This is a genomic window from Streptomyces sp. NPDC088194 (assembly GCF_040702025.1).
In the GTDB taxonomy this organism is placed as follows: Bacteria; Actinomycetota; Actinomycetes; order Streptomycetales; family Streptomycetaceae; genus Actinacidiphila.
Map to the genome: position 1 here is coordinate 1 of NZ_JBFBIV010000100.1, position 21,965 is coordinate 21,965.

At 70.8% G+C, this 21,965-nt stretch carries 20 protein-coding genes and 2 pseudogenes; 7 read left to right on the plus strand and 15 right to left on the minus strand.

The genetic code is table 11. The features are described from left to right. Positions 1-349 precede the first annotated feature (349 nt). Positions 350-1,684, minus strand: coding sequence for a cytochrome P450 (locus AB0399_RS34365; protein ID WP_366413949.1), 1,335 nt, complete (start codon positions 1,682-1,684; stop codon positions 350-352). 559 nt (positions 1,685-2,243) lie between these two features. Further along, positions 2,244-2,648, minus strand: a complete 405-nt coding sequence (locus AB0399_RS34370; RefSeq protein WP_329373579.1) for a metalloregulator ArsR/SmtB family transcription factor — start codon at positions 2,646-2,648, stop codon at positions 2,244-2,246. Between the two features lie 98 nt (positions 2,649-2,746). Between AB0399_RS34370 and AB0399_RS34375 the strand changes: the two genes are divergently transcribed. Continuing rightward, on the plus strand, positions 2,747-4,699 hold the full coding sequence (locus AB0399_RS34375) for a heavy metal translocating P-type ATPase (RefSeq protein ID WP_366413950.1): 1,953 nt from the start codon (positions 2,747-2,749) through the stop codon (positions 4,697-4,699). Positions 4,700-4,760: 61 nt separating this feature from the next. On the opposite strand, the pseudogene AB0399_RS34380 reads toward AB0399_RS34375, so the two are convergent. Both AB0399_RS34380 and AB0399_RS34385 read right to left on the minus strand, forming a co-directional pair. Next, positions 4,761-5,030: pseudogene (locus tag AB0399_RS34380) on the minus strand (transposase); the annotation flags it as partial. 100 nt (positions 5,031-5,130) lie between these two features. Next, the gene (locus AB0399_RS34385) at positions 5,131-6,198 is read right to left on the minus strand and encodes a hypothetical protein (protein WP_366413965.1); all 1,068 of its coding nucleotides are present in this window, start codon (positions 6,196-6,198) and stop codon (positions 5,131-5,133) included. A 247-nt stretch (positions 6,199-6,445) separates the two neighbouring features. On the opposite strand from AB0399_RS34385, the gene AB0399_RS34390 reads away from it, so the two are divergent. Beyond that, positions 6,446-6,592, plus strand: a complete 147-nt coding sequence (locus tag AB0399_RS34390; RefSeq protein WP_366413951.1) for a hypothetical protein — start codon at positions 6,446-6,448, stop codon at positions 6,590-6,592. Between the two features lie 65 nt (positions 6,593-6,657). Here AB0399_RS34390 and AB0399_RS34395 read toward each other — a convergent pair whose 3' ends face one another. The 5 genes and pseudogenes from AB0399_RS34395 to AB0399_RS34415 form a co-directional block, all read right to left on the minus strand. Beyond that, on the minus strand, positions 6,658-7,650 hold the full coding sequence (locus AB0399_RS34395; protein WP_366413952.1) for an aldo/keto reductase: 993 nt from the start codon (positions 7,648-7,650) through the stop codon (positions 6,658-6,660). 247 nt (positions 7,651-7,897) lie between these two features. Beyond that, positions 7,898-8,287 carry a hypothetical protein gene (locus AB0399_RS34400; protein ID WP_329373572.1) on the minus strand — a complete coding sequence of 130 codons (390 nt, stop codon included), beginning with the start codon at positions 8,285-8,287 and terminating at the stop codon, positions 7,898-7,900. Between the two features lie 323 nt (positions 8,288-8,610). Next, positions 8,611-9,372, minus strand: a complete 762-nt coding sequence (locus tag AB0399_RS34405; protein WP_366413953.1) for a maleylpyruvate isomerase family mycothiol-dependent enzyme — start codon at positions 9,370-9,372, stop codon at positions 8,611-8,613. Between the two features lie 52 nt (positions 9,373-9,424). After that, positions 9,425-9,616, minus strand: a complete 192-nt coding sequence (locus tag AB0399_RS34410) for a copper homeostasis protein CutC (protein WP_366413966.1) — start codon at positions 9,614-9,616, stop codon at positions 9,425-9,427. Then, positions 9,596-9,739 (minus strand): annotated as a pseudogene (locus AB0399_RS34415) (IS3 family transposase); the annotation flags it as partial. The gene AB0399_RS34410 and the pseudogene AB0399_RS34415, both read right to left, overlap by 21 nt. 278 nt (positions 9,740-10,017) lie before the next feature. Here AB0399_RS34415 and AB0399_RS34420 point away from each other — a divergent pair. The 4 genes from AB0399_RS34420 (at position 10,018) to AB0399_RS34435 (ending at position 12,435) form a co-directional block, all read left to right on the plus strand. Further along, positions 10,018-10,521, plus strand: coding sequence for an N-acetyltransferase (locus AB0399_RS34420; RefSeq protein WP_329373568.1), 504 nt, complete (start codon positions 10,018-10,020; stop codon positions 10,519-10,521). A gap of 36 nt (positions 10,522-10,557) precedes the next feature. Continuing rightward, positions 10,558-11,019, plus strand: a complete 462-nt coding sequence (locus AB0399_RS34425) for a Ku protein (RefSeq protein WP_366413954.1) — start codon at positions 10,558-10,560, stop codon at positions 11,017-11,019. A gap of 501 nt (positions 11,020-11,520) precedes the next feature. After that, positions 11,521-11,910 carry a hypothetical protein gene (locus AB0399_RS34430; RefSeq protein ID WP_329373564.1) on the plus strand — a complete coding sequence of 130 codons (390 nt, stop codon included), beginning with the start codon at positions 11,521-11,523 and terminating at the stop codon, positions 11,908-11,910. 144 nt (positions 11,911-12,054) lie between these two features. After that, positions 12,055-12,435 (plus strand): hypothetical protein, encoded by a 381-nt coding sequence (locus AB0399_RS34435; protein WP_329373562.1) that lies wholly within the window; start codon positions 12,055-12,057, stop codon positions 12,433-12,435. A 188-nt stretch (positions 12,436-12,623) separates the two neighbouring features. On the opposite strand, the gene AB0399_RS34440 is transcribed toward AB0399_RS34435, so the two are convergent. The 5 genes from AB0399_RS34440 to AB0399_RS34460 all read right to left on the minus strand — a co-directional run bounded on the left by AB0399_RS34440 (position 12,624) and on the right by AB0399_RS34460 (position 19,851). After that, a complete protein-coding gene (locus AB0399_RS34440; protein WP_366413955.1) occupies positions 12,624-13,109 on the minus strand; it encodes a DoxX family protein in 486 nt (161 codons plus the stop codon). Between the two features lie 891 nt (positions 13,110-14,000). Then, positions 14,001-14,444, minus strand: coding sequence for an RbsD/FucU domain-containing protein (locus AB0399_RS34445; RefSeq protein WP_328459378.1), 444 nt, complete (start codon positions 14,442-14,444; stop codon positions 14,001-14,003). Between the two features lie 47 nt (positions 14,445-14,491). Then, positions 14,492-17,239 (minus strand): hypothetical protein, encoded by a 2,748-nt coding sequence (locus AB0399_RS34450; protein WP_366413956.1) that lies wholly within the window; start codon positions 17,237-17,239, stop codon positions 14,492-14,494. Between the two features lie 57 nt (positions 17,240-17,296). Beyond that, positions 17,297-18,898, minus strand: coding sequence for a cytosine permease (locus AB0399_RS34455; RefSeq protein ID WP_366413957.1), 1,602 nt, complete (start codon positions 18,896-18,898; stop codon positions 17,297-17,299). A gap of 41 nt (positions 18,899-18,939) precedes the next feature. Further along, on the minus strand, positions 18,940-19,851 hold the full coding sequence (locus tag AB0399_RS34460; protein ID WP_366413958.1) for a PfkB family carbohydrate kinase: 912 nt from the start codon (positions 19,849-19,851) through the stop codon (positions 18,940-18,942). A gap of 184 nt (positions 19,852-20,035) precedes the next feature. Between AB0399_RS34460 and AB0399_RS34465 the strand changes: the two genes are divergently transcribed. After that, complete coding sequence (locus AB0399_RS34465; protein ID WP_366413959.1) at positions 20,036-20,995, plus strand: LacI family DNA-binding transcriptional regulator; 960 nt, start codon at positions 20,036-20,038, stop codon at positions 20,993-20,995. 550 nt (positions 20,996-21,545) lie between these two features. On the opposite strand, the gene AB0399_RS34470 is transcribed toward AB0399_RS34465, so the two are convergent. Beyond that, complete coding sequence (locus AB0399_RS34470; RefSeq protein WP_329373551.1) at positions 21,546-21,938, minus strand: DUF5997 family protein; 393 nt, start codon at positions 21,936-21,938, stop codon at positions 21,546-21,548. Between the last annotated feature and the right edge of the window lie 27 nt (positions 21,939-21,965).

Consider the following 21,965-nt stretch of genomic DNA (forward strand, 5'->3'; position numbering starts at 1 on the left):
GCTGCGCGCTGTGCAAACGAACCACTGCGCTACGCGCGGTGGTTGACGCCTCGCTTCGCTCAGCGTGACCGCGCTTCGCGCGGTCTGTCCGGCTCCGCCGGACTGTCAATCCCTCCGCTTCGCTTCAGGATTGATGGTCCGTCACCGGTCCTGCTCCGCAGGGCCGGTGACGGACTGTAGGCCCGCGCTCCGCTTGGGCCTGGCGGTGCACTCCCTAGTAGTTGCGGCCGCAGTCGGACCTCGCACGGTGTGGGGTGGGCAACGGGCGGGTGGGCGCCTTGATTTCCTTCGGTGCCAGCGCTTCCTCCGGAACGGGAGCGGGCGTATCCGCGAGGGCGGGCTGTACCCCTCAACTGGTAGTGGATCGTGCACTGAGCCACACTCGAAATGATGCCGGGGAGAGGACAAGCCGGGCTGAGCACGTGACGGGGCCGCCGATCGGTGTCAGCTCCCACCGGCCCAGCAGGGATGCCAGGATCACGGTCGCTTCAGCCTCTCCGAACTCTTCCCCGATGCATTTGGTGGCGCCCGCGCCGAAAGGCAGGTACGAGCCGCGCGTGGCCGGCGGGCTCGCGAGCCAGCGGTCCGGCTCGAAGCGGGCGGCATCGTGGTAAAAGTCCTCCCGGCGGTGCAGGAGATAGGGGCTGATCAGCACCATACTGCCCGCTTCGAGCCGGTGGCCGCCCAGCGTGGTGTCGTGTGTGGCGGTCCGCAGCGTCAGCCAGCCCGGCGGGTATAGCCGCAGGGTCTCTTTCACGACTCGGCCGGTCAGCTCCAACTGCGGCAGATCCGCGGCGCCTGCCGCCCGCCCGCCGAGCACCGCGTCCACCTCCGCCCGCACCGCGGCGAGGACGTCCGGCCGGCCCGACAGTAGGTGGACGGCCCACACCACGGCCGATGACGTCGTCTCTCCGCCGGCCAGCAGCAGCACGGCAACCTGGTCGGAGAGCTCCTGGTACGACAGCGCGTGACCTTCCTCGTCGCGAGCAGCCAGCAATCGCGACATCAGGTCGTCCTGCCCGGTACCGAACTCGCTGTAGCCCTCGATGAGCCGACGGACTTGGGTCTGCCAGTGGTCGAGGGCCCGTGCGTAGCGGCGGTTGCCCGGCGTGGGCAGTCGGCCGATGCCGGGCAGTGCCGCCCGGGAGGTGAGGCCGCCGAGGAAGACGTCGAGGGCGCTCCGCAGCTCCCGTGTCTCCTGTCCGCCCAGCCTGGACGAGAACAGGGCGGTGAGTGCCACGCCAGTGGTCAGTTCGAACATGGCTTCGGTGAGATCGAGTTCCTGGCCGTCCTGCCAGTCGGCGGTGGCCGCCGTCACCTGCTCGCGCATCACCTCGACATAGCCGCTCAAGTGTTCGTGCCGGAAGGCGGGTTGCATCACCAGTCGCTGCCGGCGGTGGTCGTGGTATCCAGCGGTGGCGAGGCCCGCGCCCATGGCCTGGCGCACTTTGTCGTAGACAGGGCCGGTGCGATCGAACCGCCGGAAGTCGGTCAACACCTCGTGAGCCACGTCCGGGTGACAGGCCACGAACGCCCGCCACGGCCCGAGCCGCACCCGCGCCAGATCCCCGTATGCCGGCAGCGACTCCAAGAATCCCAGCGGGTCCCGCCGTAGCCGCAGGAGGTGGCCGACCACCGGCCGTTTTCCTGGCACGCGCGTGAATTCCGTAGCGCCATCGCCCACTGTCAGGCTCCGTTTCCGCTCGAGTCGCCCGGGGCTCATCCGTCCCCGGTCTCCCGGGGCGGCCTGGTCCTCTTCTGTCGGTTCCGGCGGCGACGGGATGCCGCTACCGGAGTCGCTGCGACCGGAGCATAACCATGCCAGTAGGGGCAGTTGCGCCGCCGTCACCACGCGGTGGTGGCTCAGGGCGCGGTGGTGAGAGCCTCCGGTTGGGTGGTGGGGCGTGCGTGCGTCAAATATTGATGTGCGCTAGCCTCTGGACCCAGGTTCTACACCCGGTGCATGTGCGGGGTTTCCGCTTCGCCCGGGATGGGGCGGCTCAGGGCAGTGGTGGTGGACATGGAACCGCTTCCGCATCAGATCGAGGCATCCGATGCGGCGGTGCGGAGACTCGAATTGCAGCCGGGCAGGGAATCCCTGTGCAGGGGCTTCGGGCTCAGGTCATTGCGGCGACTGGTGAGAACTCTCGAATCTGAGACAGCGTCACTCACCATGAGATAACGCCCTCACGACAGCGTCCGCCCACCCGGTCTCCCACAACCGTTGAGGTGGCCGATCCGGGTCAGCTCGCTGTGGGTGCCGGTGTGGTTCGCGGTTCATCGGCGAGCGCGGGGGTGTCGTTAACGCCCAGGCGGAGGTGTTCGACGTGGTAGAGGGCCTGGTCGAGGAGTTCGGCGACGTGGTTGTCGTAGAGGGCGTAGACGATGGAGCGGCCCTGGCGGGTGCCGGTGACCAGGCCGAGGTTGCGCAGCAGCCGGAGCTGGTGGGAGCACGCGGACTGCTCCATGTCGACCGCCGCCGCCAGTTCGGTGGCGGGCAGGGGGCCCTCGCGCAGGCGGGCAAGGATCAGCAGCCGCGACGGCGTAGCCAGGGCCTGGAGGGTGGCGGCGACTTTCGGTGCGTTCTGCGCGGTGAGCGCGGCCTGCGGCACAGCGCTGTCGGTCGGGGTGTTCGCTCCGTGGCCCATGGGAACCATTCTACGGAAATGAACGAATGAATGACTGTTCATGTTTTCCTGTACGGTGAAGGCGTCGGACAACTCTCCTGAGAAGGGCTTGCCTCGCCATGTCCACCACCGTGACCAAGCCCGCGCCGGCTACCTCCGCCGGTATGCCGCCGCGGCGGCGTACCCGGGTGCTGGCGCTGCCGGAGGCCCGCTGGGCGCTGGCGGCGCTGGTGCTGTTCCTGGGTGCTCTGCCGCTGAACCTGCTGGGTGCCTCGGTGTGGTCGTGGGGTCCGCTGTTCGCCGCCGCCTATGTCTCCGGCGGCTGGGAACCTGGCTGGGCCGGGCTGAAGGCGCTGCGGGAGCGGACGCTGGACGTGGATCTGCTGATGGTGGTGGCCGCGATCGGCGCCGCGGCGATCGGCCAGGTGCTGGACGGGGCGTTGCTGATCGTCATCTTCGCCACCTCCGGGGCGCTGGAGGCGCTGGCGACCGCCCGTACGGCGGACTCGGTGCGCGGCCTGCTCGATCTCGCGCCGGCGACCGCGACGCGGATCAGCGATGGGGAAGATGAGGAGACGGTGGCCGCCGACCGACTCACGGTCGGCGACACCATCCTGGTGCGGCCCGGGGAGCGAGTCGGCGCCGACGGCCGGGTCCTGGAGGGAGCGAGCGAGGTGGACCAGGCCACCATCACCGGCGAACCGCTGCCCGTGGCCAAGAGGTACGGGGACGAAGTCTTCGCCGGCACCCTGAACGGCACCGGTGCGCTGCGCGTCAAGGTCGAACGTGACCCGTCGGACTCGGTGATCGCCCGGATCGTGAAGATGGTCGAGGAAGCCTCCGAGACCAAGGCGCCCACGCAGTTGTTCATCGAGAAGGTCGAGCAGCGCTACAGCCTGGGCATGGTCGCCGCCACCATCGCACTGTTCGCCCTGCCGCTGGCCCTGGGCGCCGCGTTGCAGCCGACACTGCTGCGCGCGATGACGTTCATGATCGTCGCCTCGCCGTGCGCGGTGGTCCTGGCCACGATGCCGCCGCTGCTGTCCGCGATCGCCAACGCCGGACGCCACGGCGTGCTGGTGAAGTCCGCCGTCGTCATGGAGCAGCTCGGGCAGATCGACGCCGTTGCGCTGGACAAGACCGGCACCCTGACCGAAGGCGCCCCCCGCGTCACCGAGGTCCGCCCACTTCCCGGTTCGGACCTGGACGGCGACACGGTGCTGCGCCTGGCGGCAGCGGCGGAGCACCCCAGCGAGCACCCGCTGGCCCGCGCCGTCGTGGACGCCACCCGCACCCGCGGCCTGGACATCCCCGTAGCCATCGGCTTCACCTCCACCCCCGGAACCGGCGTCACCGCCACCGTCGAAGGCCGCACGGTTTCGGTGGGCAGTCCCGCCCGCCTGCTCGACACCGCGGAGAACAAGCCCGCAGCGGTAGCCGCCGCCGAGTTGGAGAGCGAGGGCCGAACCGCGGTCCTGGTGTTCGTCGACGGCATCCCGGCCGGAGTGCTGGGCATCGCCGACACGCTCCGCCCCGAGGCCGCCGCCACCGTCACCGCGCTGACCGCACTGACCGGGAGCAGCCCGATCCTGGTCACCGGCGACAACCCGCGCGCCGCCGCCCGCCTGGCCGCCGACGTCGGCATCACCGACGTCCGCGCCGGACTGCTGCCGCAGGACAAGGTCAGCGCCGTTCGGGAACTGCACGACGCAGGGCGGAAGGTGCTGGTGGTCGGGGACGGTGTCAACGACGCCCCGGCGCTCGCCACCGCCCACACCGGCATCGCGATGGGACGCGCCGGATCGGACCTGGCCCTGGAGACCGCCGACGCCGTCGTCGTCCGCGACGAACTGGGCACCATCCCCACCGTCGTGGGCCTGTCACGCGCCGCCCGCCGCCTGGTCGTGCAGAACCTGGTCATCGCCGCAGCGTTCATCACCGGCCTGGTCGCCTGGGACCTGGCCGGCCACCTGCCGCTCCCGCTGGGTGTCGCCGGCCACGAGGGCTCCACCGTCATCGTCGGCCTCAACGGCCTGCGCCTGCTCGCCGACCGCGCCTGGCAGCGCGCCTGAGCTGTCTCTGGTCGACGTGCCGACCATGCCGAATGTTCGGGGTCCCCGCACGGCCGCCGGCAGCCGTGACCAGGCGCTTGACCACGGCCCGCAGTCGGTCGGCCGTGACCGCCGCGGCGTCGCCGGCGGGCCCCAGCCGGACGACGTCCAAAACCTGCGTCCACGAGGTGCGGTCCGGGGGAAGCGCGGCGACGAACGAGTACGGCCGGCCCGGCACCGCATGCTCCGATGAGCGGCCGTTGCGGCCGTGAACGAGGCAGAACAGCCGCTCCGGCGAGCAGGCAGCATCCGAACGCGGCCACGGCGAGACGTCCACAGTGAGCGCGAGCCGGGCCGGGCAGGACGCCTTCTCCGGCGGGCATCGCTCAGCTGGAGAACGCGTACCGGCCCCTGTCGGCCGGCCACGGAGGGGCGTGTGACCGACCGACCGTTCACTGGATCAGGTCAGTGTGCGGATGCTCGGGGGATGCCGGGCAGACGTAGATCTGCATGTTGTCCGCGCTGCCCACTTCCACCTCTGTCGGCTGCGCGGGGTCCTGGCCCGCGTAGTGAGAGGCAGCCGCGGCGGCCCGGTCTTCCTGCGGCGCCCAGCTGGGGCCTTGGTCGCCGTCCCACTCCCAGGAGGCGATCGTCAGCAGTGGGACCATCTGCGCCTCGCACACAGCGCAGTAGCAACGGTACGGGTCGGTGCGGCCCCACGGGGGCCAGCCGCCGACCTTCCAGCCGGGTGCGTTGCCCAGGTGGGTGGAATAGAACTCGCGCGGATCGTCGGCGTAGGAGCTGTCGATGTCGGCCGGCTGCCACCTGTTCCAGTCATCCAGGATGAGCTGCAGCTCCGGGCTCAGGTCCAGGCTGTTGGGGTACTCGGTGATCTTTTCCGGTGCCAGTACGCATGGCTCCGGCACGTACCCCGGAAAGTCCGCCTCGTACGGTTCCGGTGGTGTGGCGAGTATGTCGCCGACCTCTGCGGCCGATCGCCAGAACAGTGCGGTCGAGGGTTTGTTGTCCGGTTCGTGCTCGTACGGGCACCAGAGAATCTGGAGCAGATCAGCCTGCCCGGGCGGCTGCAACAGCGGTATGTCACGCAGGAAGAGCTGAGCCACCGGCAGCATCGGGACCGGGCATTCGGCGGGCCCGGGAGGTCCGGCCTCGGCGCGTTCCGCGAGCCACGCGGCATTGCGCTCTTTGAGTGCCTCCTCCTCGGGCGTCAGCGTGGCAGCGGGGCCGTCAGGGCGCCACCGGTGTCGCAGGCGTCTTTGGAGCCGCACTTCGGTCGGCGACTTGCGGAATCCCGTGTCCACGTGCAGATGCGCGTCCTCGCAGTGAGGCCATGGCTCCTCGGCCGGCCACAGCAACGGCCCGCCGACCGAGCTGTCCCTGACCGAAGGCGATCCCGGGCGCGGATGCAGCCGCACCGCAGGCCGCGCCAGAGAAGCCAGTTCAGGAAAGACCGCGCTCACATCCACAGGCCGTGGCGGAGTAGTACGTATGAAAACCATGCCGTTGATCTTGTCACCAGCCACCGACAGTCCCCTGCCGTCTCGACCCGCGCCGGCGTTCGACTGGCTACAACGCTCACAGTCCCGTCCCGGTGACAACGGGCAAACCTACGGGGTCTCCGGGACTTTGAGGAACAGGTGGGAACCTGTTTTCAAGCCCAGCCCGTATTGATCTCCGCTTGGAGTGACGTGCGGTGATGGCTGTCAGGTCGCCGGGAGAGTTCGGGGCGGTGTAACGGGAAGGCCCTTGGGCGCGGACGGGTACCGGGCGCTGGTCTCCTACGGCGGGATCGCCCCGGGCTCCGGCAACCGGGGCGCGATCCTGGCTGTCGAGCACGACGGGCAACGCCTGCCCGACCCCGCCTGCCCGACCCCGGCTGGTCGTGACCGGTGAGGTCACCGGTGGCGCGACGTCCACGACGTCGTCGAGCCGGACGTCGTGCGCGTCGAGCCCACCGGCTAGCCCCGAGCGACCTCAGCGGTGTGCGCGGGGGTGTAGCGCTCGCCCGTCACCTGGTCGCTCAGCGGGTCCAGCGCGGCCAGCGCCTCGGCGTCCAGGGTGAGCTCCAGCGCGGCCGCGTTCTGCTCCAGCCGGGCCGGGCTGCGGGTGCCCGGAATGGTCGCCACCGCCACCCCGAGCCGCTCGGCCTGGGCCTGCACCCACGCCAGCGCCACCTGGGCGGGTGTGGCACCCAGCCGGTCGGCCACCTCGCGCACGGTCTGCGCGATCTTCTCGTTGGCCTCGCCCGCCTCGCCGGCGAAGCGGGGGTTGGTGCGCCTGAAGTCCTTCTCGCCCAGCGCGGAGCGGTCCAGGGCGCCGGTGAGGAACCCCCGCCCCAGCGGCGAGTACGGCACCAGCCCGACCCCCAGCTCGGCCATCACCGGGGTGACCGCCTCGACGTCGCGGGTCCACAGCGAGTACTCGCTCTGCACCGCGGTGATCGGGTGCACCGCGTGCGCCCGGCGCAGCAGCTCGCCGTCGACCTCGGACAGGCCCAGATGGCGGACCTTGCCCGCCTCGACCAGCTCGGCCATCGCCCCGACGGTCTCCTCGATCTCCACGTCCTGGGGCGGGCGGTGGGCGTAGTACAGGTCGATCACCTCGACGCCCAGCCGCAGCAGCGAGGCGTCGCAGGCGCGCAGCACGTAGTCCCGGGCACCGCGGATGCGGCGTGCCCGGTCGCCGGCGCTGCGGTCGATGCCGAACTTGGTGGCGAGCTGCACCTGGTCCCGGCGGCCGTGGATGGCCCGGCCCACCAGCACCTCGTTGTGTCCGGTGCCGTAGGCGTCGGCGGTGTCCAGGAACGTGATGCCCAGCTCCAGGGCCCGGTCGATGGTGGCCAGGCCGCCGTCCCAGTCGGCGGCGCCGTAGCTCTCGCTCATCCCCATGCACCCCAGGCCCATCGCGCTGACGGTGAGACCGGGCGAGCCGAGCGTGGTTCGGGTGATCATGCGCGGATACTCCTCCTGCCCGGCGGACCGGGCGGTACCTTGAGGGCTGACGGACGCTTTCGACGCTAGGACTTGGAGCGCGCTCGAAGTCAAGCCGGAGGAGCGGCTCCCGCCGGCGGGTCAGGTCCCCTGGATGATCAGGTCCGTGGGATGCCTGCGGAGGGTGGGGGCGGGCGGCGGACGAAGCCACCGCGAGACGGTCAGGCGGCGGGCCGGCGGCCCTGGTTGTCGAGGTGGCGGCGGGCGGTCAGGCGTCAGGGTCGACTTCGGGGTGCGTGAACCGCACGGGCTTGCCCAGCGAGCGGGCGTAGGCGATTTCGGCTCGGGTGCTGTCTCCGATGTAGGCGCCGACGACGAGCACCTCGTCAGCGAGCCGGATCTTCGCCCGGTGCAGCTCGTCGAGTCGAGCCTTCAGCGCCTCGGCCTCGACAGGATCGGACCAGAGTTCGTGCGGCGACTTCAAGTCACAGCCAGGTTTGACGACGATCTTTCCGGCTTTGGTCTCCCGCAGGTCGGCCTCGTTCATCTCGGTCATGAAGCGGGTGGAGCCGCAGATCGCGACGATACGCGGGATGCTCAACAGCTGCTTCGCGTCGGCGAGCTTCTCCTCGGGGGTGAGCGGTTCCGGGTACGACACTGGTTCCTCCTGGTGGTGTCCTGAGTGCCCGGCCTCTCAGCCGCGCTTCCGTGTCGGGGCCGGGCGAGCCTGCCGGAAGCTGGTTGGCTCTTGAGGTGAACATCCTCTGGAGGGTGCCCCGTTGGGCGGCTTGGAGATCGCGCTTCGACCGGCGAGCACCGACCAGCGACCGGCGCCAGCGTTCAGGGGCGGGGTGGCCCCTCCACCAGGCCGCGCTGCTCCAGGCCCAGGAGTGTCAGCCCCATCGCCCGCGGGAAGATCCCCTCGGCCCTGGCCAGGGAACCCACCGTGGACGCCGCGGCACGACTCGCGGTATCGACTGGCTACTCCTCGGGCTCCCAGGCGATCAGCTGCTCGAACACCTGCTGGTCGCCGTCGATCTTCAGGTCGCTCAGCGTGAGGCGGCCCCAGACGAAGAGGAGCAGCTGCTCGGCCGTGCCCGTGGCCGAAGCGGACGCGGGTGCGGCGTCGTCCGTGAGGGGTGCAGGCCAGGCGCCGGTTCCGTCCAGGGTGAGGAGCCAGGAGCGGCCCTCGGTGGCGTGGTAGTGGATGGTGGCGGCCTGGTGCGGCCAGGCCGCCGGGGTGGAGTTGCAGGTGTCGAGAAACTCCGCCACGCCGTCGATCGCGACGTCCGCCGGCATCGGCTGCACGGCGCCTGCGGCGAGTTGGGCGTCGTAGATGTGCACCAGCACCTCGTGCACCCGGCGCCGGGCAACGCCCCAGGCATTCGCCGGTGACACGCCGGCGCTCCACCACGCCCAGCACTCGCGCTTCGGGCCGGCCTCGCGCAGCGCACTCAGCAGCAGCTCGTTCGACTCGGCGTACCAGGCCAGCAGCGCATCAAGCTCGCGCGGCGCCCCTGGGGCGTCCTTGGCCGGCGGAGCATCGGCCGGGCCCGCGGCGACGATCGCGGCCCACCAGCGCTGGCCCGTACCCAGGTGCTGCACCAGATCGAACAACGTCCACTCGGGGCAGGACGGCACCGGCGCGTCAAGGCTGGGCGCGGCGGCAACCGCACTCCGGAACGCGGCCGACCGCTCGTCGATCAGTTGCAGCAACGCGGAATACTCAAGACTCTCTGTCACATCGCATACCTATCAACCCAGATCAGCCGGCCACACCCCATTTTCCATGCTGTCAGCTGCGGGAGTTGAGAGCAGGAACACCCCGTTCTCGTCGGTCCTCCCCCGGGTCTGCGGGTCCGCGGCGCACGGTACGGCGATACGGGGTCACTCCGCCCAGTTCCAGAGCCGAGCACAGCTCCACCCGGTCCGTCCCCGCCTTACAGGCGATCCGGGCGGCGCCGGCGAGGACGTTCTTCTGCAGCAGGCTGAAGAAGGACTCCAAGGCCGCGTTGTCGCCTGCCGCCCCGACCCGCACTGTCGAGCCGACGATCCGGTGCCGGTCCAGCGCCCGGACGAACTTACGGGAACGAAATGGCGATCCGCGATCGTCGCGCGCGGGCGGTCCGCCTTCCTGGCGCTGCCACGCTTCGTGCCGAACACGCTCCACCAGCGGTTGTCCCGGCAGATCCGCCACGCGGTCACTCCAGGTTCCCCGTGGCCAGCGGCAGCCTCAGCGGCCGTTGCCATACCGATCATGGAGTCTGTCGATCGATCGGGGGTCTCGGTCGGGTGATCGCGGGCGCTGCCCGGCTTGAGAGCGGGGCCTGGCGGTATACGGGGAAATCCAGGGGAGCGGACGGCCGCGCGCTGCTACGGTCGGGCGCTATGAGCTGGCTCCCCGATGACTTCGTCCATCCCGTTCTGGTACCGCTGCCGGGCAGCGGTCATCACCTGCGGCCGATCCGGGAGGCGGACACCCCGCTCGACTATCCGGCTGTGATGGGTTCGCGCGAGCGGCTGTGGACCATCTTCGGCCCAGCCTGGGGCTGGCCCGCGGCCACCATGACCTACGAGGCCGACCAGGCCGACCTGTTGCGGCACGAGAAGGAGATCGCCGCACACCAGTCCTTCAACTACGCGCTGCTCGACGCGGCGGAGACAGCTCTGCTCGGCTGCGTCTACATCGACCCACCGGAGAGGGTCGGCGCGGACGGCGAGATCTCCTGGTGGGTGGTGGACGAGCTGGTGGGCAGCAAGGTCGAGCAGGCCCTCGACGAGTTGGTGCCGCAGTGGATCGCCGCCGACTGGCCGTTCGAGCAGCCGCGCTTCCTCGGCCGCGAGATCCCCTGGTCGGACTGGCTCGCCCTGCCGGAGCACCCCGACGCGTAAGTAGCTTTGTCGTCATACTCCAGCTAGGGCCTGGCGTTGGCTCGCGCCGCCCACCTGCCGCCGCCTCCGGTAGGCGCGTCGACAGTCGCGGTCCTCGGCCGCGGCGACGGCCTTGCTCGGCGTCTACTCGCCTTCGCCGAGCCCCGCGTCCCGCTGTCCGCTGCCGCCCGCAAGGTCATCGACATCGTCGGCTTCGTCGACGCCGGCGATGTGGATCTGCTGCTGTACGACCGCGGCTACGACGCCGCCCCCGACGGCCCGGCCGCCGTACGGCCGTACGCCCTGCTGGGCGAAGCCCTCGCACGCGCCGGCGCCTTCGGCGTGGCCAAGCCGGCGGCGCGCACCCGTGAGCGCCTGGCCGTGCCGCGGCCGCGGCGCGGTGTCCTGGTCATACAGGCGCTGCGGTGGTCACAGGAGATCCGCGACCCTGCCGACATCGCCTCCCCCGCCCCCGTCACCGACCGGGAACTCGGCCTGGCCGAGGCGCTGGTCGAGTAGCTGGCCGACCTCGACATCACCGAGTTCCACCACGACCACGGCGCCGCCCGAGCCGTAGCCGGGTTGTCGACCTGATGCAGGCCGTCAGGGCGACCTGTCGCAACGAAGGTAGTCGCCGGGTCCGTTCGGGTGAGGTGCCCCCACCGAACACGGGTCGTCCGCCGCCGGCCCCGCCCTGGGGAACGCCAACCCATCTCGATCGAGGGCGGCTTGGGCCTCGCGGGCGGCGGTCTTCTGGTCCGCGGGACCGGGTGTGCCGGCCGGTCTCTTCGGCTCTCTTCGGCGGCGGGCGGCGGGGATTTTCCGCACCGGGAAAGTCTCTTGTCCGACTTGTTCACCGGCAACCAGAGTGACCGGTGCTCGCGGAACCTCCGGCAGTTGCCGCGTCCCTCGGACGCGGAGGTGACGGCCGGCCGGCGTGTCCTGGCGAAGGCTGCGCCCGACCCCAGGCGGTCGGCCGGCCGTTGTCCGCGGGCATCCCTACTACCAGCGGAGACCCACATGTCACTGCTCGGCCTCAGGCGCTCGCGCGCGGCGATCGCCGTCACCGCTCTCGCCCTACCGGTGTCCCTCGGCCTGTTCACCTCGCCGGCCCACGCCGCGTCGGGCTGCTGGGACGCCGGTTTCAGGAACAGCGGATACGAGGCGTACTACTGCAACAACAAGGCGAACACGCCGCTGTGGAACAGCGAGTTCACGGCGGTCGTCGGCCACCTCACCACCACGACGTCGTGGTTCGCGTGCCGCATCGACTACGGGCCCTCCAACGGAGAAGGCAGTCCCCACCCCAACCGCTGGCTCTGGACTCTGGGCGACAACAGCAACGAGGCCTGGGGCTACGCCGACGACCGGAACATCTCCAGCGAGACGAACCCCGTACACGCCTGCTGACCGCCGACGCCCAGCGGGGCGGGCGCCCGGTCCCCCCGTCAGGGCTACGCCGCCCGCGGCCCGGGCCGCTTCCGTAGCGAGCCGCATCAGAAGGCGAACCGACCGCATGGGAACGAAAACGAACCGATCAGAGGGAGACGAGACATGAGGGTCCGTAAGCGTGCACTGGCAACGATCGTCGGCTTGCTGATGGTCGCCGGGGGAACGACGTTGGCAATCGCGCCCACGGCAAGCGCCACGAACTGCAAGGGATCGTGGTCCCCCACCGCCAATGGGGAGGGGAAGGCCCTGATGAATGCGAACCGCAATCTGAAACTGGGTCCATACGGTGACTGCACCAACGCCTTGTCGGTGGATCACGTCGTGTTCTGGCTCTGGTGCTACTACGACAACACGGTCGGAAACGAGTGGTGGTACGGCCGCGTGAACGGAATCAACGCCATGGGCTGGTTCTCCGCCGACGATCTCCAGATTCAGGGCTACGACGACAACGGGGACGGCTACGTGGAGTATCAAGTCTGCTGAGGGGTCGGCCCCTGCTGATCTCCGGCGGGCATCGAACAAGGACGTGGCCGGCGAGGTGGGTTGGGCACCGCACGCGGTCGGCCGGATGGGCCGCCCGCGCTGCCGAACGCGGCGCCAGGGGACGGGATGGGCAAAGGTCCCGCCCCGCCCCCTGGCGTATTTCCCGTCATATGATCGAGTTCAGCTGATCAGTTGTCGGCGCTCACGGGTACCGGCTCACCGGCGCCCTTCTCCTGCGGCAGGCCGGTTATCGGACGGGTGCCGGAGGTGAAGCGGCCGAGCAGGCCCTCCAGCGAGAAGGCGCCAGCGCCGAGGACGGCGATGAGCAGGAAAGCCCAGCAGAACATGGCCGCGGGCTCGCCGTGGTTCTGGATGGGCAGCAGAGCGTTGCGCTGGTGCACGTCGAAGTACGCGTACGCCATCGAGCCGGAGCACGCCAGCGCGGCAAGCCTGGTGCCGAGGCCGAGCACCACCAGGATGCCGCCGACCAGTTCGATGGCGGAGGCCCACCAGCCCGGCCACGCGAACGCGGCAGGGCCGGGGCCGCCGCCTTCCGGCCCGCCGAGCACACCGAACAGCGTCGCCACTCCGTGGCAGGCGAACAGCATCCCGACGACCATCCTGAATAAACCGATGACCACGGGACGCACCCGTTCCAGATCCAGCGGTTTCATGTGGCTCCTCATGTAAGGCATCCCCCGTTGGGGGACGGGAGTGGGGGGTTGCAGAGGACGCCGGAAGTTACCGGTGAGCGACCGCACCCGCGCAAGAACGCGTTTCCGGCCAGTTTTCGCGCGCCCGGCCCCCTAATCGGCCAGAAACCGCGGTGTGCTTGTCCCCCGGCGCTGCGCCGAGGACCGGGCGGTCGCGACCGGGAACCGTCGGTCGGAAGAGCGGCCATGTCCAAGGGACCACGGCGACACCGCCGCACCGGCCGGGTTCGGCCGCGCCGCTGGGACCCGGCCGGTCATCCGCGCGGGGCCGGTCCGGTGTCCGCCACGCGTGAGGCGGTGCCGGATGAAGAGGCAGCTCTCCGGGCCGGCCAGGGTCGGCCGGCATCGCACGGACCGGTCCGATCGGGCCCCACCGGAACGATCGAAGAGCCGGTCCGCTTCGGCCCCGAGCGCGGTCCGGCCCGCATCGTGCACCGCCGCGACCGCCACGCCATCCCCGGCCTCACCCGCCCGCCACCACCGACCGGGCCCGCGCCATCCCCGAGCGCGGCAACGCGACAACGCCCCACCCCGCGGGCCGTTGCGCAGCCCCGCCCGGGGATACTTCTGGGGTCACTCCTGGGGCCGTTTCCGGGGTTGGGGTCACTTCTGGGGTCGCTCCGGCCTCTCCCCCGGCGCTGGGTGCTTCTGCGGCAGAGCCCGTTCGGCAAGGGCCCGGCTAACGCCGACCGCTCCTGCCGGACCTCCGCCAGGACGAAGCCGGGCGCCGGGTCGTGGTGCACAGGGACGTACCGGCCCCGGTCGCGTCACCAGTCGTGAGGCAGCCCGGCCCAGGGGGCGTCGGTGGTCTTCAGCACCCGACGGGCGGGTGGCCGCCCCGGCGGTCACGGGTCACTCCGGTGTGAACTCGGGAAGGACGCCCTTGGCGAGTACGAAGCAGCCGTACGGCCTGTCTTCACCGGTGATGACGACGGCGAATGCGGCGCGGGCCCGTTCGTAGAACGCCTGGCGCTCGAGTGCTTCGACCGCGACGGCCCGGCCCGCCGCCTCGTCGGCGACGGCGAGGAACTGTGTTTGCACCGCCGGCCGGCTGTCGGCGTCTCCGACCACCCGCATCCGCGCGATGGGTTCGGCGACGAACGTGTCGAGCGGCAGGAGCCCGAGTACGGCCCGGCCCGCTGAGACGACGTCGGCACCGTCGAGACGGATCACGCGGTCGTTCACGGAGTGAGCGGGGAAGTTCCGGTCGACGAGCGCGATCGTGTCCCCGTGGCCCATGCGGGCGAGCGCGAAGAGCAACTCCGGAGTGAGGAGCGGGTCGAGCCCCTTGAGCATGATGGGCAGCCTTCTGTCGTGGTAGCGGTCGGTGGTCAGTGTTCGGGTCAGTGTTCGGTGTCGGGAAGCGGCGGCGCGGCCCGGTGGCGCAGCACGGGCGGAGCGAGCAGTCCGCACGGCTCGGGTGCGGCGCGTAGGCCGGTGCCGGCGTAGTAGCGGTTGGCCGCCGACGGGGTGAGGCGGATACGCAGTTCGTTCGAGCCTGCTCGCAGGTGGCCGCCGGGGATCGTGAAGCGGTAGGGCGACCAGGCGCGTTCAGCGACCCTCGTTCCGTTCACGGACAGGGCGGCCCCTCCGGCGACGGCCGGGAGCGTCAGTTCCACCTCGGTCGGCGTGTCGAGCGTGAACTGCCGTACGTAGTCGGCGGCGCCCGCGAACGTCGAAAGGCCCTGGCGTTCCCAGCCGCGGGTGACCGCGATCTCGCGGCGCGTGCCGGCCTGCTCGTGGGCGTCGTCCGGGATCTCCAGGAGCCATTCGGCCCCGAGCACCTGCGGCCCCGACCACTCAGCACGGCCCTGGTGTCCCGGCTCGTCGACGGCCGGCGTCGGGCCGCACCAGGGTTCCGCGTCGGAGCGCACGCGCAGCAGGCGCAGGGTATTCGGCTCCAGCCGCCATACGACGGTGCCCTCGGCGGACCCGAGGCTGCGCACCGTCCCGTCAGCGGGCATCCACTCCTCGAGTTGCCAGGTCCCTTCGGGCAGCACGAGTTCCATGGTCGCCTCGGCTTCGGCCCCGGGTTCGACGAAGCACGCGAACCTGAACACGCCGGGTGACTCCTGCCCGCCGCGCCGGCGCACCGCCGACCTGTCCGGTGTGCGCACCTCGGGCACGCTCCCGTCGTACGGGGCGAGTCCGTGCAGCACCTCGCTGCCGGGGACCGCGGCGAACACCTCCACGGCCGGGGCGAGTTCCGCCCAGTCCGCCGCGGCGGTCTGCGGTCCGTGCTGGTAGACGGTGGGCGTCGTGCCGCTGGCGAGCACCCGTATCCCCGCTTCGGCGATGCGGCGGACCTGGCGCAGCACCGCGGCGGAGCGCAGCGTGGTCACGGCGGGCAGCACGAGCGCCCGGTACCGCCTCTCGCCGAAGCGGACCGCGCCCTCTTCCACGACGGCGGCTTCGAGGTCGCGTTCGTCGACGAGGTGGAAGCCGACGCCCGCTTCGGTGAGCGCCCGCGCCCATTCGCCCGTCGCGGAGGCCTGCATGCCGAGCTGCCCCGCCGTCCACACCGTGCGCAACGGATAGAGGAGCGCTGCGTCGGCCCTGGGGGTCACCGGCTCCAGGAACTCGCTCAGACGAGCGCTTTCGAGCGCGAACCGCGGATGGTGATCGGCGAACCAGGGCTCGAAGTTGATCCCCGGTGGGAAGTCGAAGCGGGGATTGCTCAGCGATTCGTGGTCCGCGCCGTGACCGTGGGTCTGGTAGAACCCGTGGAAGATCATCTGCCGCATGCCTTGCAGATGGTGGTTGATCGCGGTGGTGCGCAGCTCCTGCAGGCTCAGCCCCCAGTGGCCCGACCACGGTGCGCCGCCTTGGGGCGGGGTCAGGAAGTACTGCTCGACCATCGTGCCGCTGCGGCCGTGGTGGCGGGCGACCGAGTCGCCGAACACCGGGCTGAGTTGCGTGAGGGCGTCCTGGGCGTCCACCGCCGTCAGGTCCCGGTATCCGTCCACGCCGAAGTGGTCGAGCCCGAAGTTCACGCGCAGGTCCCAGTCGGTGAACGCGGTGTCCAGCCGCCACCCGCCGACGTGCCCGAGCACCTCGTGTCCGGACTGGCGCAGACCGTGGGCGTGGCTCCAGGCACGGAGCCGGCCGAGGAAGGTCTCCATCGCGTAGGTGCTGAAGTGCTCGTAGAACTGGGCGCGAAGGGCCAGCCGCTCCGGATCGTCGCCTTCGAGTACCGCGGCGAGCACCTGAGGCGTGTGCTCGCCCCACCGTTCCCGGATCGAGGTGGCCAGGCGTGCGTGGAACGGCATTGCCGAGCGCAGATCGCCGGTGCGCGCCTCCCAGTCGTAGTACACGGCATGCGGCTGGTCGAAGAACATGTAGGCGACGGTGCTGCCGAAGAACTCGCCCAGAGCGTCGGCGAACGGCTGGTAGCCGGCCTCGATGAAGCGGTCGACGGCGACCGGATCGACCGGGTTGACCAGCCGGGAGGTGGCGCACCGGGCCGAGACGAACACGATCACCTCGGCTCCGTCCGGCACGGGTCCGGTGAGGTGGACGCGGCACCCGTCGGCAGCGCCCTCCGTACGGTCGACGAGATCCGGCCGTTCGGAGACCTCGCCCTGCGGCGATGCCGTGACGAGCACGTACTCGGTCCGCCAGTCGGCCCAGGCGACCGCACCGCCCTCGTAGTGCCACCGCATCGCGGCCGGGCCCAGGTTCTCGGTCGCCGACCGGATCTTCCCGAGTGTCCCCCCGCTCTTTCCCGCGCCGATCCGCATCCAGAACAGGTGCCGCTCGCGCAGCTCGTCATGGCCGTCCACCGCGCGGCCCGCGGCGTGGCCGGTCTGCCAGTTGTAGTCGTCGTAGATGCCCACGATCATGCCGAGTTCCGCGGCTGTCTCGACGGCGCACCGGCAGGCGGCGAGGTAGTCCTCGTCCAGGTAGCCGGCGATCGGGTACGACAGGCGTGCCTGCACCTGGAAGCTGAGGATTCCGGCGTCGTGCATCTGCCGCACCTGGGCGCGGATCGTGTCCTTGTCGGGCAGGTGGTGCCAGAACCAGTAGGTGGCGGGAGAGTGCCACGGGTCGGGCTTCTGGAACCGCTCCAGTGCGGTCTGGCGTGCGGACACGGATGTCAGCTCCTCGGGTGGCGGCGGGGCGCTGTGGGCCCGCCGCCACCGGGTCGGTCAGTGTTCGGTCAGGTCGGCCGCGCCATGGCCGACGATGTCGCGGGAGGGCACCGCCGGTCCGGCGGTGCCGCGCGCGGCTCCGGAGTCGGAGTCGGTGTCGGTGTCGGTGTCGGTGTCGGTCGCGAGCGAGTGATCGGGCTTCGGGTCCAGGTGGAGCCCGAAGGTCAGCAACGCGTAGAGCCCCGCGCCGATCACCATGGCGATGACGATCCCGAGCCCGCTCGCGCCGAACACGCCGTCACGCGCACTCTGCGTGAGCAGGAATCCGGTGATCTTCGCGAAGTTCGGATCGGAACTGGTGACCAGGCCCAGGCCCAGGAAGGTGGCGACGACCAGGCTGGCGATCGCCGTCCATCGCCCGTTGCGCCCGCCATGGCCACGCGGGTTGGCCATGTCGGTGTTCCAGCCCAGCCGGCGCTGCCGGACGAAGTCGACGAGTTGGATCGCGCCCATGCTTCCCATCATCACGGCGATGAGCGACAGGAACGACTGGAAGGTCGCGAGGAACGAGGTGGAGACGAACTCCAGGTAGAACGCGCCGGCCGCGATGATCGTCGCGTTGATCGCGGTGGTGGCGGAGCGGCGCAGCGGAACGCCGACCGACATCAGCGCGAGACCCGAGCTGTACATACCGGTGATGGCCGCCGAGACCAGCGAGATGACGATCACGATGGAGAACGGGACGAAGAACCACATCGGCAGCAGCGCGGTCAGGGCCCCGATGGGATCGGCGGCAGCGGCGTTGCCGAGTTTCGGGTCCCCGCCGACCAGCAGCGCCCCGACGACGAGCATGATGACAACCGGCGTGGCCAGTCCGGCGACCGTCCATCCGATCACCCCGCGTGCCCTGCTCTTGCGCGGAAGATAGCGGGCGAAGTCGCCGCCGTAGTTCAGGAAGCCCAGGCCGACGAGCGTCATCGCCATGATGATGCCGCCGACGAACTCCAGCGCGCCGCCCGCGTGGGCCTCGCCGAGGTGCGACCACTCGATCTTGGGCAGCACGAACCCGAGGAACGCGAGGGTCATGACACCGGTCACCCACGAGATCCACACTTCGAGCTTCATGATCAGCTGGTGTCCGAGCACGGCGACCGTCATGGTCACCGCGAGCACGATCACGAACCACAGCGCCAGTGCGGGGGTGGTGCTCGAACCGTCGGACTTCGCGAACGCCGACGGCCACAGCTTCGCGAACAGATGAGCGCCGGTGTCGGACGCGAGGGTGATGATCGTCACCTTCCAGCCCATATTGGACAGGTAGGCGAAGAACGCGGGAATCCTGTTGCCCTTGATGCCGAAGGCGAAGCGGGTCTGAGTGAGCGTGGGCAGTCCCGTGCGGGGCCCGCCGACCGCGAGGATGCCGACGAGGGCGGCCGAAACGAGATACCCGATGGTTCCCGCGACGATCGTCTGCCAGACGTTCAGGCCGAGGCCGAAGACGAAGATTCCGTAGCTGACGCCGAGGATCGATATGTTCCAGGCGAACCACACGGGGAACAGGCCGCGGGGCTTCCCGCGGCGTTCGGAGTCGGGGACGGGGTTGACGCCGTTCGCCTCGACGGTGGTACCTCGTCGTCCCTGCTGAGCGACATTGCTCATGGACGTGCCTTTCGGTGGAGCTGCGCGGGCGCAGGGGTGGATCAGTTTCGGGACATCGCCGGTTCGCCGGCCATGAGCGCGTCGACGGTCTCCGCGCTCAACGCGGCCCCGCGGGCGCCGGGTGCGGTCACGGCGAGCGCGGCCGCGGCACATGCGCGCTCGGCCGCCGCGCCGAGGTCCTGACCTGCGGCGAGACCGGCGGCGAGCGCGCCGAGGAATGCGTCACCGGCGCCGACCGTGTCGATGGCGTCGACGCGGAACGCGGGCACGTGGGTGATGGCGCCCCGCTCGGAGACGACGGCGCCGCCGCGGCCGAGTGTGACGACGCAGTCGCCGAGGGCGCTGCGGTCGAGGATAGCGGCGACCGCTTCGGGGGTGGGCGGGGTCGGGCCGAGGCCGAGCAGGTCGGTGAGTTCCCCGGCGTTGAGCACGAGGACGTCGACGAGCGCCAGCAGCTCGCGGTCGAGCACGCGCGCAGGCGACGGATTGAGCAGCACACGCGCCCGGCCGGCATAGGCGCGAACGGTGGCCTCCACCACCGGGGCGGGCACTTCGTGGTTGGTCACCACCACGGCCGGCGGCTCCGTGCTCGTCGCGAGAGCGCGGACGTGCTCGGCTCGCAGCAGGTCGTTGGCACCCGCGTCGACGACGATGCAGTTGTCGTTCGGGCCGACCAGCAGGACCGCGGCCCCCGTCACGGTCTCCTCGTGCCGGAGGACCGGAGCGAGATCGACGCCCGCGGCGGCGAGGTCGGCCAGGGCGGGACCGGCGTCGCGCCCGACGCTGGCGAGCAGGGCCACCTGCGCGCCGAGACGGCGGGCGGCGAGCGCCTGGTTCGCGCCCTTCCCGCCTCCGGCCTGGAAACTCCCGCTCGCGCGGACCGTCTCGCCCTCGCGCGGCAGGCGCTCGAGCCGGTAGCCGAGGTCGAGGTTGACGGAACCGACGACCAGCACTTCCCCACTGCCCGCCGAGCGGCCATCCGCCCGGCGCTCTGGTGGGGTATGCGGTAGATTCTCCTCTGGGAAATGCATTTCCAAAGGTAAACACGGAGCGCTCTCCCCCGTCAACAGTCACTGGCTGTGACCTCCCTGCTAGCATCGATCAGCCGGAACCGGAGGGATCAGGATGGGCGCACGGGTGAGCTTGAAGGACGTGGCTGCCCGCGCCGAGGTGTCGGTCACGACCGCGAGCCGGGTGCTCTCGGGCGTACAGCGCAACGTCGACCCGGAGCTCGCCGAACGCGTGCGCGTCGCGTGCGAGGTGCTGGGCTACAAGGTCAACGCGGCGGCCCGAGCGCTGCGGGTCCAGTCCATGGATGCGATCGCCCTGGTGGTGCCGGCCGTCGCGAACGCGTACTTCGCCGAACTGGTCTCGGCCTACTCACGCCGTCTCGGCCACCTGGGCAAGCGTCTGGTGACCATCGACACCGACGAGAGCCCTGAGATCGAACAGCGCCAGCTCGCCGGCATGGACCGCGTGCTCGTCGACGCGGTGCTCATCGTGCCCGCGGCCTACGAGCGCAGCGGCGCGGCGATAGCCGAACTCTCCCGCTCCGGCCGGGTCGTGCAGGTCGACCGCCGCGCGCGCGGCGTCGAGGCGCCGTCGGTGCGGCTCGACAACACCGCGGGGGTGCGCATACTCGTCGACCATCTGCGCTCCCGTGGGCGCCACCGCATTCTGATGGTCGACGCCCAGGAGGACTCGTCCTCCAGCATCGAGCGCACCTCGGCGTTCCGCGCACTGGCGGGACCGGGAGACCGGGTGCTGGAGATGCCGAGTTTCACGGTCGCGAGCGGCATCGAGGCGGCCAAGCGCCTGCTCGCGGACCCCCATGAGCCCGACGCGATCATCTGCACGGCCGACGTGGTCGCGCTCGGACTGCTCACGGCGCTCCAGCACGCGGGCAAGCGCGTGCCTGACGACTACGCGATCGCGACCTTCGACGGAACCTTCGTCTCCGCGACGGCCGCACCGGGGTTGACCACGCTCGGTTCCGTCGCGGAAGGCATGGTCGAGGCATCCCTCACGCTCCTCGAAGGCGGCGGGGGCGACGTCGTGTTGACGCCGGAACTCGTGATACGCGGCTCGAGCGGCTGAGCCTCGAGCCGCTGAGAGCGCGATGGCGCTCCGCAGCCGGGCGCCGGGGCCCTCGAAACATCCGCCGGGACCCTGTGCGCAGGGCAGGTCCAGGACGGCGACGGAACTCGCGTCGCAGCGGAGCCGGCGCACGTGTGGCCCGGGCGTCAGCACGGCATCGACCGGCAGAGCGTGGCCTCACCGTGTGAGGCGAGCACTGGCTGGGCCGCCACGAGGCGCCGGAGGCCGAACTAGATGCCGTGCGGGCGGCCCGAGCCCGGTGCCCGCGGTACGGGTCACGGCCTGCGACAGCTCGCGTGGGCCCAGGTGCGGGCCCGCGCCCGGGTGGGGGCCGTGCCCGGCCGGTCACCTGACGGCGGGCGGCGCGCCGGTCGCGGTCCTGCGCCATCCCCACCCGGCCGGCGCCGCGGGAGTCGAGGACGACGTCGCCGCCGTTGCCCGTCAGACGCAGGGGCGATCCCGCTGCCGGACGAGCACTACGACCAGCGCCCGCGCGGACAACAGGCGGGTGCCGGAACTGGCCGGCTGGGGTGGCGAGGGCGGTGCCGGTTCAGCGGGTACGGGCGGCGCGCTCCGCGTTCTTCTCCTTGATCCGCACCGCTTCCTTGCGGAACTCGGCCTGCACGGCGCGCTCCTGGACCAGCCACTCCGGCTGGTCCTGCTTCAGCGCCTCGATCTCCTCGGTGGTGAGCGCCTCGGTGACGCCGCCACGCGCGAGGCCCGTGATGGACACTCCGAGCTTCGACGCGACCACCGGCCGAGGGTGCGGTCCGTTGCGCCGCAGTTCCACCAGCCACTCGGGGGGCTCGGCCTGGAGTGCGCTCAGCTCGGTGCGGGAGACGACACCCTCCTGGAACTCGGGGGGTGTGGCCTGGAGGTACACACCCAGTTTCTTCGCCGCTGTCGCGGGCTTCATGGTCTGGGTGGTCTGCTGCGACGTCATGCCGTCAAGGGTAACGAGCGCGCGTGC

Coding starts and splice junctions, on each gene's coding strand:
- AB0399_RS34445 (WP_328459378.1), bottom strand. CDS start 14,444: ATGCTCAAGGGGCTCGACCCGCTCCTCACTCCGGAGTTGCTCTTCGCG.
- AB0399_RS34455 (WP_366413957.1), bottom strand. CDS start 18,898: ATGAGCAATGTCGCTCAGCAGGGACGACGAGGTACCACCGTCGAGGCG.
- AB0399_RS34435 (WP_329373562.1), top strand. CDS start 12,055: ATGAGGGTCCGTAAGCGTGCACTGGCAACGATCGTCGGCTTGCTGATG.
- AB0399_RS34440 (WP_366413955.1), bottom strand. CDS start 13,109: ATGAAACCGCTGGATCTGGAACGGGTGCGTCCCGTGGTCATCGGTTTA.
- AB0399_RS34370 (WP_329373579.1), bottom strand. CDS start 2,648: ATGGGCCACGGAGCGAACACCCCGACCGACAGCGCTGTGCCGCAGGCC.
- AB0399_RS34420 (WP_329373568.1), top strand. CDS start 10,018: ATGAGCTGGCTCCCCGATGACTTCGTCCATCCCGTTCTGGTACCGCTG.
- AB0399_RS34375 (WP_366413950.1), top strand. CDS start 2,747: ATGTCCACCACCGTGACCAAGCCCGCGCCGGCTACCTCCGCCGGTATG.
- AB0399_RS34385 (WP_366413965.1), bottom strand. CDS start 6,198: ATGGTTTTCATACGTACTACTCCGCCACGGCCTGTGGATGTGAGCGCG.
- AB0399_RS34470 (WP_329373551.1), bottom strand. CDS start 21,938: ATGACGTCGCAGCAGACCACCCAGACCATGAAGCCCGCGACAGCGGCG.
- AB0399_RS34395 (WP_366413952.1), bottom strand. CDS start 7,650: ATGATCACCCGAACCACGCTCGGCTCGCCCGGTCTCACCGTCAGCGCG.
- AB0399_RS34430 (WP_329373564.1), top strand. CDS start 11,521: ATGTCACTGCTCGGCCTCAGGCGCTCGCGCGCGGCGATCGCCGTCACC.